The organism is Streptomyces olivochromogenes, from assembly GCF_001514115.1.
GTDB lineage: Bacteria > Actinomycetota > Actinomycetes > Streptomycetales > Streptomycetaceae > Streptomyces > Streptomyces olivochromogenes.
In genome coordinates this window covers 1,147,997-1,162,318 of record NZ_KQ948451.1, presented here as the reverse complement: position 1 = coordinate 1,162,318, position 14,322 = coordinate 1,147,997, and the positions used below count along the sequence as shown (strand labels likewise).

Here is a 14,322-nt window from a genome sequence, read left to right as displayed (position 1 = left end):
AACCATGCTGGATGCGGGGCGACTTGAGCAACGCGGTCAAAACGATCGGCGCGGCGCGGGCGGTCGAGGGGGCCAAGGCGGCCAAGGCGGTCGACTCGGGCACCTGGGAACGCGGTCGCCGGAATCCACGCTTCCGGGCAGGCGGCTGTCGGAGCTCGCCGAGCAGGCCGCCCGCTGCACCACCGACTGCTGCGGCGCCAGCTGCATGGTCTCCGAGGGCGGCCCGGAACGCCCCGCCGCGGTCACCCACCCCGACCTCGCCGCACTCGTCTCGGTCCAACTCCGCTCCGGAGACGGTCCGATCCCCGCCGCGCTGGAACGCGGTGAGCCCGTCGACTCGGCGGACCTGCTGCGCGAGGAGCGCTGGCCGGCGTACCGCGCGATGGCCCTCGACTCGGGTGTCCGCTCCAGTGTCACGATTCCCTTCCGGCGTTCCGGGTTGACCGTGACCCTCAGCCTCTACAGCTTCCGGCCCGGCGCCCTGGAGGACGCCCCGCACGGACCCGCCCGCGCGCTCGGCGACCTCGCCGTCACCTGCCTGGTCCGTGACCGCTCCTACCGGGCCGCGCTCACCGAGCTCGACCAGCTCGGCGCCGCGCTGCGCACCCGGCCCGTCGTCGACCAGGCGTGCGGGATCGTCATGCACGTACTGGGCTGCGACGCGGACGCGGCCTTCGGCGTACTGCGCCGCGTCTCGCAGGCGACCCAGCGCAAACTGTCCGACGTGGCCTCGGCCGTCGTGGACAAGCGCGGCCGCGGCCTGGAACGGGAGCTCGTCTCCCTGGCGAACTGACCCGGTCTGCCGAGCTGCCGCTGTCACCCGCTCGGGCGCCCGTGTCGCGCGAATGGTGTCCGGCCGCGCGCGCCCCGCGCCGGGGCGGGCTGTGATGGGGTGGGGGCGCGACGGCCGTGCCCCCTTCAGACAGTGTCTGTCCGAAGGAGTCCGACCCATGTGCCGTACCGTCCGTGTCCTGTCCGCCACCGCCCTGGCCTGCGCCGCCCTGGGGGCGGCCGCCACGGCCGCGTCCGCGGATCCGGGCGCGGAGGTCGATCCCCGTTCCGTGGGCCCCGGGGGTCTCCTCTCCATCTCCGTCACCTGCGACGCGATCAGCGGCACCCAGCCCGAGTCCATCGACGCCCACTCCCAGGGCTTCGAGGGGGGCAAGGCCCAGCTGCACCGGGTCACCGGCGGCGACGAGAAGACGGGCGGCGCCACCTCGTACCGCGGGACGGCCCGTATCCCGGCGGGTGGGACTGCCGACGCCGGATCCGGAGTGGTTGGTGGATCCGGAGCGGTCGGTGGGTTCGGAGTGGCAGCCGGGGCCGGCGAGCAGTTCAACAGCGATTCCGTCGCCGGGGACCGTGAGGCCCAATGGGGCGTCAACGGCGTGTGTCCCGTCGCGCCGGGCGGCCAGGAGCGGCCGTGGAACGCCTCGTACACCGTGTCCCATGGCGCAGGCGCAGGCGCAGGCATCGGCACAGGAACGGGCGCAGGCACCGGCACCGGCATCGGCTCGGGCGCGGGCATCGGCCCGGGCGCGGGCACAAGTGCCGGACGTGACACGGCTGCGGGGCGCGAGACCGGTGCGCCTCGTGACACCGGTGCGCCACGTGACACGGGCGCGGGTCGTGACACCGGGGCGACCCACGACACCGGTACGGGTCGTGACACGGGTACGGGTCGTGACACCGGGGCGACCCACGACACCGGTACGGGTCGTGACCCCGGTGCGACGCACGACACCGGTACGGGGCATGACACGGGCGCCGGGCGCGAGACCGGTGCGGGTCACGACACCGGCACCGGGCGTGACACCGGCGCGGGTCACGACACCGAGGAGCGCCCCACCGGTGCCCAGTACGGAGTGCAGGGCGGCGAGGGCGGCACCTTCACCGATTCCGTCCCGGCCCTGATCACCGGCGGCGTCCTGATCGTGGGCGCGCTGGGCGCGGCCGCCCACCGGCTGCGCCAAAAGGGCTCCTCCCACCGCTGACGCTGTGACGGGCGCAACCCGGCCGGGCGCCCATGGCGGGGCGGGAGCCCCGGTAACGACAGGGCACGGCACCATGGACTGCACGGAGGCACGTATGCGGCGGACGGTTCCGGAAGGACACGGTCCGGTCCGCTACGGGCCGCCCCTTCCCGATCAGGGCCTGCCGGTACTGGCCGAGTTGCGCGCCGTGCTCGCCGACGCGGCGGGCCACGCCCACGCCGAGCCCTCCGGCGGCGGCCCCGCGCTCCTCGACGCCGCCTGCGGCTACTGGACCCGGCGGGGCCTGGCCGCCGACCGCGACCGGGTGGTCGCCGCCCCCGGCGCCCCGGCGCTGCTCCTCGCGCTGACCGGCGCACTCGGCGGCGACGTCATGGTGCCGCGCCCGTGCGCCGCCTGGTGGGCACCGCAGGTCCGCCTCCTGGGCCGGTCCGTGTTCCACGTGCCGACGCCCGCGGAGTGCGGCGGCCTGCCGGATCCGTACGCACTCCTGGAGACCGTCCGCCGGGTCCGCGCCGAGGGCGGCGACCCGCGCCTGCTCGTGATCTCCGTCGCCGACGACCCCACCGCCACCGTCGCACCGCCCGAGGTGGTGCACGAGACCGTGGAGGCCGCGGTGGGCGAGGGACTGCACGTGGTCAGCGACGAGACGTGGCGCGACACCCTGCACCGGCCGCACGACACCGTGCTGCTCAGCCCTGCCGAGATGCTCCCCGGCGAGGTCACCGTGCTCACGGACCTCGCGGGCGCCTTCCTGCCGCAGGGCTGGCCGGCCGCCGTCGCCCGCTTCCCGGACACCGACGAGGGACTTCGGCTGCGCGCCCGCGTCCTCGACGTGCTCACCGTGCTCGGTGCCCGGGTCGCCGAACCGGTCGCGGCGGCGGCCGCGTACGCCCTCGGGGAGCCGGACGCGGTCACGGAGCGGCTGACCGCCGCGGTACGCCTGCACGCGCGTGTGGCTCTCGCCGCGCACGGCGCGGTGATCGGGTCGGGGGCCCTCGCACGGCCGCCGCAGGCCGGCCGGCATCTGTACGTGGATCTCGGTCCGTTGAGCTCCGCGCTGACCGCCCTCGGCGTCGGAGACGCACAGGAACTGGAGGACTTCCTCACCGCCCGGCTCGGCATGCCCGCGCCGGGCGGCCACCGCTTCGGGGACGACCTCGAGGCGCTGCGCGTGCGGTTGGAGACCGGTGCGCTGCTCGGCACCACCGACGAGGAGCGGGCGGAATGCCTCAGTTCACCCTCACCGTTGGAACTGCCACAGGTGCAACGCGCGTTGACCCTCCTGGGGTCGGCGTTCGACGATCTCCGTGACGACGCTCAGCGATGGGAGCCTCCTCGATGACGCAGCAGTCCCAGTCGACCACGAGCACGAGCACGCGCATATCCCCGAACACGTCCATATCCACGAGCACGTCCATATCCACGAGTACGTCCGTGTCCACGAACACGCAGGACGCCGAGGAGCCGGCGTCCTCCATGGCCCCGCCGGCGGGGCGTTCCCCACTGGTCGGTCCTCTCCGTCCGCCCGTCGAGCCCCCACCTCTCGCCGAACCCCGTCCGCTCGGCGAGCGCCGTGCGTGGCCGCGGTCGTTCGTCGACCGGCTGACCGCGCCGCTGCCGGGACTGCGGGCCTTCGCGCGGTTCGCCCGTGAGGGGGCGCCGCGACCGGGGCCCGAGGGGCTCGCCGACATTCCACTGCTGCCCTTCGAACCGGGGCCGCTGCCTCGGGTGGGCACCCGCACCGTCGCCGTCTCCTGGGCGGGGCACGCGAGTTGGGTGATCCGCATGGGCGGCCTCACCGTCCTCACCGACCCGGTCTGGTCCCGCAAGATCCTCGGCACCCCGGCCAGGATCACCCCGGTCGGCGTGGCCTGGAGCGCGCTGCCGCGCGTCGACGCGGTCGTCATCAGCCACAACCACTACGACCATCTGGACGCGCCGACGCTGCGCCGACTCCCGCGCGACACACCGGTGTTCGTGCCGGCCGGACTCGGGCGCTGGTTCCGGCGCCGCCGGTTCACCCGGGTCACCGAACTGGACTGGTGGGAGGCGGTCGAACTCGCCGGCGTGCGCTTCGACTTCGTCCCCGCCCACCACTGGTCCAAGCGCGGTCTCACCGACACCTGCCGCACGCTGTGGGGCGGCTGGGTGCTGACGGCGCCCGAAGGACAGCGGGTGTACTTCGCGGGGGACACGGGGTACGGGCACTGGTTCGCGGCCATCGGGCAGCGGTACCCGGGGATAGACCTGGCCCTGCTCCCCATCGGGGCGTACGACCCCCGGTGGTGGTTGAGTGACGTCCACTGTGACCCGGAAGAAGCTGTTCGGGCGGCTGTCGACCTGGGGGCTCGTCGGATGGCGCCGATGCACTGGGGGACGTTCGTGCTGTCCGCGGAGCCCGTGCTGGAGCCGTTGACCCGGGTGAAGGCGGCTTGGGAGCGGCTGGGGTTGGAGCGGGGGAATCTGTGGGATCTGGCGGTGGGGGGTTCTCGGGTCCTGGGGTGATGGCGGTGGTGGGGTGCCTGCGGGTGCCGTGGTTGCTCGCGCAGTTCCTCGCGCCCCTTCCAGGGGCGCTGCTGCTATCGCGGCGCGGTTCCGCGTACCCTCCGCCACACCCCCGGCGCCGCACTGATCGCCAGTGTGAGTACGACCGCCGCCACCACGCCCTCCCACGGCTCGTCGAAGAGGGAGCCGCCGAGGATGCCGATGACCTGGTAGGTGGCCGCCCAGGCGAGGCAGGCGGGGATGTCGCCGCGGGCGAAGGTGCGCAGGGGCATCTTCGCCAGCAGGCAGGCGAGCATCACCGGTATGCGGCCCGCCGGGACGAGGCGGGACAGGACGAGGACGGCGACGCCGTGGTCGTCCAGTTTTTCCTGGGCCTGGGTGAGGCGGTCCTCCGGGGCGCGCACCCGGATCGCCTCCAGCCAGCGCGAGCCGTTCTTGGATCCCATGCCGCGCCGGCCGAGCCAGTAGAGCGCCACGTCACCGAGGAACGCCGCGAGCGAGCCCACCGCGAAGACCAGCAGCAGGGCGAACGGCGCCGTCTCGTGAAAGGCCACCACGGCCGCCGAACTGACCAGCGCACCCGTCGGCACCACCGGGACCAGCGCGCCGATCAGCACCAGCACGAACAGCGACGGATAGCCGATCGCCTGCTGCGTGCTCTCCGGTGACACGGCCGCGCCCGTGGCGGACAGGAACAGGGCCGGGGTGGTGCTCTTGGCGGACAGGACTATCGCGGGGGCCGCGCCCATGGCGGTCAGAGGTGTCACCGCGCGACCTCCGGGCGCACGCTCTCGCCGTGTTCGAGCCGGTGCACCGCCACCTGGGGCGCACGCTCCCCAGCCAGGCGCACGAACTCATCACCCGGCGCATGGAATTCATGGGGGCGCACGCTGTCCATGCCGATGGGCCAGTACGTGCCGTAGTGCACCGGCACCGCGCTCCTCGGCATCAGCTGAGCCAGCGCCTCGGCGGCCCGCCCCGCGTCAAGGTGTCCCTCCCCGAGGAACGGGCCCCACCCGCCGACCGGCAGCAGCGCCACGTCGACCGGCCCGACCTCCTCGGCCATCGACTCGAACAGCCCGGTGTCCCCGGCGAAATACGTCCGCGCCTCGCCCTCCACCACGAAGCCGAGCGCGGGGGAGCGGTGCGCTCCGACCGGCAGTCGCCGCCCGTCGTGCCGCGCCGACACCGTACGTACGACCAGGTCACCGACCTCGGTCAGGTCCCCGGGCGCCACCTCGACGAACCGCAGATGGTCCAGCCTGCGCAGCGCCGGCACCACGCGCGGCGCGCCCTTCGGCACCAGTACCACAGTGCCCGGCGCGAGCCGCTGCAACGAGGGCAGATGGAGATGGTCCGCGTGCAGATGCGAGACCAGCGCCACGTCCGCGACCGCCGCCTCGGGAGGGGGCGGCGCCCCGCGCCTGCGCCGCAGGTGCGCGAGCCGGCGCGCGAAGAGCGGATCGGTGAGGACGCGTGTGCCGGAGTCCTCCAGCGTGCAAGTGGCGTGCCCCCACCAGGTGATCTCCACCGGCACTTCTTTGCCTCCTCCGTGCGACTCCCCCCGAGCCTACGTGCAGGAGTAGGGTCGGCGGCGAAACCCGGAGGTGAGGGGGGACGCCATGGGACACGCGCGCAGCGCCTCCGCAGTGCCGACCTTGGTCCGCGTCACGGCCATCGCGAGCCTGACGCCCCTGGAGGAGCTCGACGCGGACCCCTTCCTCGTGGACTCCCGCAGCCAGTACGCGATGTGCGCCCGCTGGGCCGCCGAGCGCGGTTACGTCGTCACCCGCGAGCTCCTCGTCCGCGGTCTGCGCCCTGACCACCGCACCCTGTGGGCGGACGTCGAGGCGGGCCTCGTGGACCTGTTCGTCGCGCCGAGCCACCGCGTCCTGGAGCGCGCCCTCGCCTCCGTGGACGAGTTCAACGCCGAGTGCGCCCGCCGCGGCGTGCGGATCGAGACGGTCGGGTGCGCGGAACCGTCGTACGACGCCCAGATGAAGGCCCGGGTCCACCGCCGCCTGTCGATGCCGACCGCGGGCTACGACGGCCGCTGAGGGGGACACCGGGGGCCGCTCGACCGTTGTGACAGGGTGGGAGCGGGCCTCGCACACCGGGCGGGCCGGGACGTGAGGTGGACAGGGCGTGGGCGGAAGGCGTTGGCGGCGACTTCTCAGCGGAGTGTGGCGGAGCATCGCGGTGTGGGCCGTGTCCACGGTCACCATGCTCGTCCTCGCCGGTGTGCTGCCCGACTTCCAGCTGGAGTCCAGCAACGGCGACAGCGCCACGCGGATCGCCGTCACCGCCGGGGTCGGCGCGGCCGTCTTCGGTCTGCTCTCCTCGCTCGTGTGGCCCCTGCTCGTACGGGCACTGCTCCTGGTGCCCGCCCTCGTGCTCGGTCTGCTCGTCTTCTTCCTGAACGGCTCCTTGCTGCTGATAGCCCTGCGCATCAACCCCTCCGGGCAGGGCGAGGCCGCGCCCGAGACCGCCGTGGTCGTCGCCGCCGTGATGTCCGCGGTCGCCTCGGCCACCGGGGGTGCCCTCGCCGTCCGGGACGACGACGCCTACCGGCGCAGGCTCTACCGGCTCGCCGACCGGCGCCGCAGACGCGGTGACGGGCAGGCCTGGCCCTCGACCCCCGGTGCCGTCTTCCTCCAGCTCGACGGCGTCGGCCACGACGTGCTGGAGGAGGCGGTCGCCAAGGGGCTGATGCCCACCGTCGCGCAGTGGCTGGAGGGCCCCGGGGAGGGCGGCTGCCCCACCCACCGGCTCACCCCGTGGCGCACCGACTGGTCCAGCCAGACCGGCGCCAGCCAGCTCGGCATCCTGCACGGCAGCAACCACGACGTGCCGGCCTTCCGCTGGTACGAGAAGGACACGCATGAGGTCATGGTGTGCAACCGGCCCTCCAGCGCCGCCGAACTCCAGCGCCGGGCCATCGAGTACACCGGCGACGGGGGCCTGCTCACCGTCGACGGCGCCAGCCGCGGCAACCTCTTCAGCGGCGGCGCCGACCAGCTGGCTCTGGTGCTGTCCATGGCCGCGCGAAGGGGCCGGGAGAACCGTTCCCGCTCGGGCTACTTCGCGTACTTCAGCGACCCCGCCAACGCCGTCCGTACGGCCATGTCCTTCGTCGCCGAGGTGCTGCGCGAGATGGGCCAGTCCACGTGGGCCCGGATGAAGAAGCGGCGGCCCCGGGTCAAGCGGGGCGGGCTGTACCCCTTCGTACGCGCCTTCGCGACCGTCGTCGAGCGGGACGTCGTCGTCGCCGCGGTGATCGGCGACATGCTCGCCGGGCGCAACGCGGTCTACGCGGACCTGGTGGCGTACGACGAGGTGGCCCACCACTCCGGGCCGCGCGGCCGGGACGCCGAGAAGGTCCTGGAGCGCCTCGACCGGTCCCTCGCCCTGGTCGCCAAGGTCGCCGAACACGCCCCGCGGCCCTACCGGATCGTGGTGCTGTCGGATCACGGCCAGAGCCCCGGCGAGACCTTCCTCACCCGCTACGGCCTCAGCCTCGGCAACCTGGTCCGGGCCGGCTGCGGGCTGCCCGTGCCGCGCCGGGCGCAGCGAACCCACAGCGGCACCGAGGCGCGGGCGGCGGTGCGGGCCGCGCTGCGCAGACCCGTCGAGGAGCGCGGCGAACGTCACCGCCCCTCGCGCCGCTCCGAGCCCGTCGTGCTGGCCTCGGGCAACCTCGGCCTGGTCTCCTTCCCCGACGTGCCGCACCGGATGAGCCGGGAGGAGATCGACCGCCGCCACCCCGCGCTGCTGTCGACCCTCGCCAACCACCCCGGCGTCGGCTTCGTGCTGGTCCGCAGCGAGGAGTACGGCGGACTCGTGCTGGGCGCGAACGGCGCGGAGGTGCCGGTCGACAAGCTCGACGACGCGCGCCCGGGCCCGCTCGCCGACTTCGGCCCCGGCGCCGCCGACGCCGTGCGACGTACGCACTCCTTCCCGCACGTCGCCGACATCATGGTCAACTCCGCGTACGACCCGAAGGAGGGCGAGGTCCTCGCCTTCGAGGAGCAGATCGGCTCGCACGGCGGACTCGGCGGGGCCCAGGCACGCCCCTTCCTGCTGTCACCGGTGGCCCTGTCCGTGCCGGTCGAGGACGACGCGGATCTCGTGGGCGCCGAGCAGGTGCACCGCGTACTGCGGCGCTGGCTGCGCGAGTGCGACGGCCCCCAAGTGCCGCTGGCGGCGCCCGCGGACGAGCGCGCCGCCTGAGCCACGGCCAGGGGACCGGGCCGGGGCGGCGGAAAACGGCTGCGGTCGGTGGCGGCGGAAAATGGGCTGCGGTCGGCGAGCCCCGCGCACACACTGTTCGCATGGAGCACCGCGCACCCGCGGGGCACTTCCCGACCCCCGAGGATGCTGCGTGCAGGCAGTCGTGACCGTCACCCCCGCCCGTATACCGGAACTGCTGCTCGGTCTCGCGACCGTGCGGCCGGTCTTCCTCTGGGGCGCCCCCGGCATCGGAAAGTCCTCCCTGGTGAGGGAGTTCGCCGAGTCGCTGGGGCTGGAGTGCGTCAGCCTGCTCGGCACCCAGCTCGCACCCGAGGACCTGATCGGCGTCCCGCAGATCCGCGACGGGCGCTCGGTGTTCTGCCCGCCGGAGGCGATCGCCCGGGACGAGCCGTACTGCCTCTTCCTGGACGAGCTGAACGCGGCGACGCCGGATGTGCAGAAGGCGTTCTACTCGCTGATCCTGGACCGCCGCATCGGCAACTACGAGCTGCCCAAGGGCTCGATCGTGATCGGCGCGGGCAACCGCGCCACCGACAACGCGCTGGCCCGCCCGATCGCCTCCGCGCTGATCAACCGCCTCACGCACGTGCACCTGGAGGCCTCCTCCAAGGACTGGCTCGCCTGGGCCGCCGTCAACGGCATTCACCCCTGGGTCGTGGACCACCTCACCGACCGGCCCGACCACCTGTGGTCCAAGCCGCCGAAGACCGAGGAGCCGTTCTCCACGCCCCGCTCCTGGCACATGCTCTCCGACGCGCTGCACTCCTTCGGGCCGGCCCTCGACGAGCCGACCCTGAAGGTGATCGCGCACGGCACCCTGACGCCCGCGCACGCGGTCGCCTTCTGCGGCTATGTGAAGATCGTGCGCAGCCGGTTCGGCATCGAGGCGATCGTCAAGGGCGACGCCCGCTGGCCGCACCGCCCCGAGGACCGCGACCTGCTGTACTACCTCGCCGAGTCCTTCCGCGGCCGGCTCGTCAAGGAGCTGCCCGCCAGCAAGGAGCACCTCTCGGCGAGCGGACAGCAGACCGCGTACCGCGCCAAGTCGCTGCTCGTGCAGCTCGCGGAGATCTCCGTGGAGGTCGCGCAGGGCGTCATCGCCCCGGACACCGACGGCAATCCCCTGCTGCCCGCCTGGTTCCTGGTCGAGGCGGCCCGCGACATGCCCCGGCTGGTCGAGGCGCGGCAGTGAGCCGCACCCCGACGAGCCGCGGCAAGGGACAGCCGAAGAAGGACCTGGCGGCGGAGGCCTTCGCGGAGGGCATGCGGCTGGTGCGGGCCAACCGGGCGCTCGCCGCCATCGGGTTCAGCACCTGCCGCCAGGAGGACTGCCCCGACTCGCCCCGCGACGGTCTCGTCCGCGTCGATTCCAACGGCGTGCTGCACGTCCACCCCACCCGCCGCGCCGAACCCGTCGAGTGGGCCTGGGCGGTCGCGCACGCCGTCATCCACCTGGGCTTCGGCCATGTCCCGGCGGCGCCGAAGACGCGCGAGCAGCCCGACCGCCACGCTCTCGCCGCCCGCTGCGCGGTCGTCAACCGCTTCCTGCTCGGCTTCCCCATCGGCCTCACCCCCGAGGACCTGCCGCCCACGTACCCCGACGGCGACGAGGAGCAACTCGCCGCCCGCTGGCGGCGCGACGGCACTCCGGCCCCGTACGAGCGCTGCGGTACGGCCGGCGGCGAGCCGGACCAGCTGCTGGTGCCGTGGGACACCTGGAAGGGCGGCCGGGCCCCGGACTGGCAGCTCGAGTTCGCGCACGCCCTGACCCGCACCGTGGCCACGGCGATGGACGTGGCCGGCGGCCGCCGCGGTTCGATGCGCGGCGGGCCCACCCGGCTGCAGCCCTGGGAGCGGGCGCTGAGCTGGTTCATCTCCTCCTACCCGCTGCTCGGCGGCATCGCGGCCGGCATCACCCTGGTCGCCGACGCCGAACTGGCCCGCGCCCACGACATCTCCGTCGCCGCCGTGAACGCGGAGGCGGGCGAGATCTACGTCAACCCGCTGCGTCAACTGGACGACGAGGAATGGCGGTTCGTCCTCGCCCACGAGATGCTGCACGCCGCCCTGCGGCACGGCGACCGCTGCGGCCCCCGCGACCCGTACCTCTTCAACATCGCGGCCGACTACGTCATCAACGGCTGGCTGTGCGAGATGCAGGTCGGCACGATGCCCGAAGGGCTCCTGTACGACGCGGAGTTGAAGGATCTGTCGGCGGAGGAGGTGTACGACCGGATCGCCAAGGACCTGCGCCGGATGCGCCGGCTGTCCACGCTGCGCGGCAAGGGCGCGGGTGACATCCTCGGCGCCCCGCTCGGCTCCCCGCGCGACTACGTGGACCTGGACGAGCTCTACCGGCGCGGCCTGAGCCACGGCTTCGACCTGCACCAGCAGCTGGAGCGGGGCTATCTGCCGGGCGGTCTGGTCGAGGAGATCCGCGCGCTCGAACATCCGCCGCTGCCCTGGGACGCCCGCCTGGCCCGCTGGTTCGACGAGTTCGTGCCCCGCCCCGAGCCGGTACGGACGTACGCGCGCCCCTCGCGCCGTCAGGCGTCCACCCCCGACATCCCGCGCGCGGGACGGTACTTCCCGCCCGAGGAGATCGCCCGCTGCACCTTCGGCGTCGTCCTCGACACCTCCGGCTCCATGGACCGCACGCTGCTCGGCAAGGCGCTGGGCGCCATCGCCTCGTACGCCGAGGCCCGGGACGTACCGGCCGCTCGGGTGGTGTTCTGCGACGCGGCGCCGCACGACGCGGGCTATCTTCCGGTCACCGAGATCGCCGGTCGCGTACGGGTGCACGGGCGCGGCGGTACGGTGCTGCAGCCCGGCATCGATCTGCTGCACCGCGCGGACGACTTCCCGCCGGGCGCGCCGCTGCTGGTCATCACGGACGGCTGGTGCGACGTGCTGCGGGTGCGGCGCGAGCACGCGTATCTGATTCCGCAGGGCGCGCGGCTCCCGTTCACGGCGCGGGGACCGGTCTTCCGGGTGCGGTGAACCGTCTTCGCGGTCTCGGTGAGCCGTCTTCGCGGTTCGGTGAGCCGTCATTCTGGGTGAGTCGCGCGCAGGTGTGATCGGATGGTGCGCACGAACCCCGAAAACGGGACCCCATCGAAGGGAATCATCGTGGCAACCACGCGCACCGCGCACACCGTGTGGGAAGGCAACCTGCTCGAGGGCAGCGGCGTCGTCACCTTCGACTCCTCCGGCATCGGCCAGCAGCCGGTGACGTGGGCGTCGCGGGCGCAGGACGCCAACGGCAAGACCAGCCCCGAGGAGCTGATCGCCGCCGCCCACTCCAGCTGCTTCTCCATGGCGCTGTCGCACGCCCTCGCGGGCGCGGGCACCCCGCCCACCAAGCTCGTCACCAACGCCGACGTCACCTTCCAGCCCGGCGAGGGCATCACCGGCATCCACCTGACCGTGGAGGGCACGGTGCCGGGCCTCGACAACGACGGCTTCGTCGCGGCGGCCGAGGACGCGAAGAAGAACTGCCCGGTCAGCGCGGCGCTGACCGGCACGACGATCACCCTGACGGCCAAGCTGGCCTGACGTCCCCGAGTAGTACGGCGCCGCGGTCCCCGCGTAGGGCCCGCGGCGCTGTCATGTCCGCCCCATTGACAAGAGCGCACTCAAGTTTTGTGCTTGAAGGTGGGCAGCGCCCTGGCGGAAGGGGACGGACATGGCACGTGCGGTCGGGATCGACCTCGGTACGACGAACTCGGTGGTGGCCCTCCTGGAAGGCGGCGACCCCACCGTCGTGACCAACGCGGAGGGCGCGCGCACCACCCCTTCCGTGGTGGCCTTCGCCAAGAACGGCGAGGTGCTCGTCGGCGAGGTCGCCAAACGGCAGGCCGTGACGAACGTGGAGCGCACCGCGCGCTCGGTCAAGCGCCACATGGGCGACGCGAGCTGGCGTTTCCCGGAGCAGGGTTCCGTCGACGGCACCCGCTACCGCGCCCAGGAACTGTCGGCGCGCGTCCTGCAGAAGCTGAAGCGGGACGCGGAGGCCTACCTCGGCGAGGACGTCACGGACGCCGTGATCACCGTGCCCGCGTACTTCGACGACGCCCAGCGCCAGGCCACCAAGGAGGCGGGCGAGATCGCGGGCCTGAAGGTGCTGCGGATCATCAACGAGCCGACGGCCGCCGCCCTCGCCTACGGCCTCGACCGGGGCGAGGAGCAGACCGTCCTCGTCTTCGACCTGGGCGGCGGCACCTTCGACGTCTCGCTCCTGGAGATCGGCGACGGCGTCATCGAGGTCAAGGCCACCAACGGCGACACCCGGCTCGGCGGCGACGACTGGGACCAGCGGATCGTCGAACACCTCGCACAGCGCTTCAAGGCCTCGTACGGCATCGATCTCGGCCACGACAAGATGGCGCTGCAACGGCTGCGCGAGGGCGCCGAGAAGGCCAAGATCGAACTGTCCAGCTCCTCCGAGACCACCGTCAACCTGCCCTACATCACCGCCACCGCCGACGGGCCCCTGCACCTGGAGCAGAAACTGACCCGCGCCCAGTTCCAGGAGCTGACCGCCGATCTGCTCGACCGCTGCAAGACCCCCTTCCACCAGGCGGTCAAGGACGCGGGCGTCAAGCTGGCCGCGATCGACCACGTCATCCTGGTCGGCGGCTCGACCCGGATGCCCGCCGTCACGGACCTGGTCAGGGAACTCACCGGCAAGGACCCGCACAAGGGCGTCAACCCGGACGAGGTCGTGGCGCTCGGCGCGGCCCTCCAGGCGGGTGTCATCAGGGGGGACGTGAAGGACGTCCTGCTCCTCGACGTCACCCCGCTGTCCCTCGGCATCGAGACCAAGGGCGGCATCATGACCAGGCTCATCGAGCGCAACACCACGATCCCGACCCGCCGTTCGGAGATCTTCACCACGGCCGCGGACAACCAGCCCTCGGTCGGTATCCAGGTCTACCAGGGCGAACGCGAGATCGCCGCGTACAACAAGAAGCTCGGTGTCTTCGACCTCGCCGGGCTGCCGCCCGCGCCGCGCGGAGTCCCGCAGATCGAGGTCGCCTTCGACATCGACGCCAACGGGATCATGCACGTCTCCGCGAAGGACCTCGCCACCGGGCGCGAACAGAAGATGACTGTCACGGGCGGCTCCGCGCTCGCCAAGAACGACATCGACCGCATGATGCGCGAGGCCGAGCAGTACGCCGAGGAGGACCGCGCGCGCCGCGAGGCCGCCGAGACCCGCAACCAGGCCGAACAACTCGTCTACCAGACCGAGAAGTTCCTCCGCGAGAACGACGAACGCATCCCCGCCGAGACGAAACCCGAGGTCGAGTCCGCCGTCGCCGACCTCAAGCGGCTCCTGGAGGACTCCGCCGGCGACACCACCGCCCTGCGTACCGGCGTCGAGAACCTGGCCTCGGTGAGCCAGAAGATGGGCCAGGCCATGTACGCCCAGGCCCAGCAGACACCCCGGGAGGAGCCGGCCGCCGAGCACACCACGGCGGCGGAGGAGGAGGGTGTGGTGGACGCCGAGATCGTGGACGACGAGAGGGAGACGAGGGGCGGCGCGGCATAAGGACCATCGAGGTGAGGG

At 73.0% G+C, this 14,322-nt stretch carries 12 protein-coding genes; 10 read left to right on the top strand and 2 right to left on the bottom strand.

Annotated features, from left to right (window positions below):
• Nucleotides 1–205: 205 nt before the first annotated feature.
• The 4 genes from AQJ27_RS05280 to AQJ27_RS05265 all read left to right on the top strand — a co-directional run bounded on the left by AQJ27_RS05280 (nucleotide 206) and on the right by AQJ27_RS05265 (nucleotide 4,499).
• Entirely contained in the window at nucleotides 206–793 is a 588-nt protein-coding gene (locus tag AQJ27_RS05280; protein WP_382007699.1) for an ANTAR domain-containing response regulator, read from the top strand.
• A gap of 157 nt (nucleotides 794–950) precedes the next feature.
• Complete coding sequence (locus tag AQJ27_RS05275; protein WP_067362187.1) at nucleotides 951–1,994, top strand: hypothetical protein; 1,044 nt, start codon at nucleotides 951–953, stop codon at nucleotides 1,992–1,994.
• A gap of 94 nt (nucleotides 1,995–2,088) precedes the next feature.
• Entirely contained in the window at nucleotides 2,089–3,336 is a 1,248-nt protein-coding gene (locus AQJ27_RS05270; RefSeq protein ID WP_067362183.1) for an aminotransferase class I/II-fold pyridoxal phosphate-dependent enzyme, read from the top strand.
• Nucleotides 3,333–4,499: an MBL fold metallo-hydrolase gene (locus AQJ27_RS05265; protein WP_201264220.1), complete on the top strand. Its 1,167-nt coding sequence runs from the start codon at nucleotides 3,333–3,335 to the stop codon at nucleotides 4,497–4,499. The genes AQJ27_RS05270 and AQJ27_RS05265 overlap by 4 nt, the downstream gene beginning before the upstream one ends.
• A 74-nt stretch (nucleotides 4,500–4,573) precedes the next feature.
• Here AQJ27_RS05265 and AQJ27_RS05260 read toward each other — a convergent pair whose 3' ends face one another.
• Nucleotides 4,574–5,248, bottom strand: a complete 675-nt coding sequence (locus tag AQJ27_RS05260; RefSeq protein WP_079064823.1) for a DedA family protein — start codon at nucleotides 5,246–5,248, stop codon at nucleotides 4,574–4,576.
• Between the two features lie 14 nt (nucleotides 5,249–5,262).
• Nucleotides 5,263–6,036 (bottom strand): MBL fold metallo-hydrolase, encoded by a 774-nt coding sequence (locus AQJ27_RS05255; protein WP_067362180.1) that lies wholly within the window; start codon nucleotides 6,034–6,036, stop codon nucleotides 5,263–5,265.
• A gap of 85 nt (nucleotides 6,037–6,121) precedes the next feature.
• On the opposite strand from AQJ27_RS05255, the gene AQJ27_RS05250 reads away from it, so the two are divergent.
• From AQJ27_RS05250 to dnaK, 6 genes are all read left to right on the top strand, one after another.
• Nucleotides 6,122–6,556, top strand: a complete 435-nt coding sequence (locus tag AQJ27_RS05250; protein ID WP_067362177.1) for a hypothetical protein — start codon at nucleotides 6,122–6,124, stop codon at nucleotides 6,554–6,556.
• 88 nt (nucleotides 6,557–6,644) lie between these two features.
• Nucleotides 6,645–8,729, top strand: coding sequence for a phage holin family protein (locus tag AQJ27_RS05245; RefSeq protein WP_096239621.1), 2,085 nt, complete (start codon nucleotides 6,645–6,647; stop codon nucleotides 8,727–8,729).
• Between the two features lie 151 nt (nucleotides 8,730–8,880).
• The gene (locus AQJ27_RS05240) at nucleotides 8,881–9,942 is read left to right on the top strand and encodes an ATP-binding protein (RefSeq protein WP_067362174.1); all 1,062 of its coding nucleotides are present in this window, start codon (nucleotides 8,881–8,883) and stop codon (nucleotides 9,940–9,942) included.
• Nucleotides 9,943–10,013: 71 nt separating this feature from the next.
• Nucleotides 10,014–11,750 carry a vWA domain-containing protein gene (locus tag AQJ27_RS05235; RefSeq protein ID WP_096239689.1) on the top strand — a complete coding sequence of 579 codons (1,737 nt, stop codon included), beginning with the start codon at nucleotides 10,014–10,016 and terminating at the stop codon, nucleotides 11,748–11,750.
• Nucleotides 11,751–11,879: 129 nt separating this feature from the next.
• Nucleotides 11,880–12,305: an OsmC family protein gene (locus tag AQJ27_RS05230; protein ID WP_060901013.1), complete on the top strand. Its 426-nt coding sequence runs from the start codon at nucleotides 11,880–11,882 to the stop codon at nucleotides 12,303–12,305.
• Nucleotides 12,306–12,435: 130 nt separating this feature from the next.
• The gene (gene dnaK, locus AQJ27_RS05225) at nucleotides 12,436–14,304 is read left to right on the top strand and encodes a molecular chaperone DnaK (protein WP_067362167.1); all 1,869 of its coding nucleotides are present in this window, start codon (nucleotides 12,436–12,438) and stop codon (nucleotides 14,302–14,304) included.
• Nucleotides 14,305–14,322 lie beyond the last annotated feature (18 nt).